Annotated in this window: 1 protein-coding gene and 1 pseudogene; both read right to left on the bottom strand. The window is 45.9% G+C overall.

Annotation, left to right across the window (positions count from 1 at the left end):
* A pseudogene (locus tag H0X90_RS35405) lies at positions 1-208 on the bottom strand (hypothetical protein); the annotation flags it as partial.
* Between the two features lie 29 nt (positions 209-237).
* On the bottom strand, positions 238-434 hold a 197-nt coding region (locus tag H0X90_RS35980; RefSeq protein ID WP_230878129.1), incomplete at its 5' end, for a hypothetical protein.

Below are 434 nucleotides of genomic sequence, written 5' to 3' on the forward strand. Positions count from 1 at the left end.
GGCTACATTCACCGTTAAAGCGTTCCGCATGGCAGCTAATGTCGTGGCTGTGCAGGCCGTTGAGTACTTTCTCTCCCGCCAGCTTCATCACGAAGTCATCCGCAATCACAAAAAAGCTGTCCGCCAGGTTTTTAGCGTATTGACCAAACAAGGTGGAAGCGTCAGGACCCTGGAGATATTTGGCTGGAGATTGAATAACTTTTAGCATTCCTTTCATCCTCAAATAAGTACATGTTTTTACATGGTGAGCCCTGGCGTTAACCTGTTTGGCCTGATGCAGACGGCGAAAACGGGAGGTACCGGAGCGATGCAATAACTGTATGGCGAGGCGTGCACAAAAAAATCTTTCGTCTTTTTGTTCTGATATGAAACAGATAAAAACGGAGTACGTTCCATATTGGAACGCTTATCCACAAAAATGATAAGGTTTGCGA

The organism is Burkholderia sp. 9775_39, assembly GCF_015712225.1.
GTDB lineage: Bacteria > Pseudomonadota > Gammaproteobacteria > Burkholderiales > Burkholderiaceae > Burkholderia > Burkholderia cenocepacia.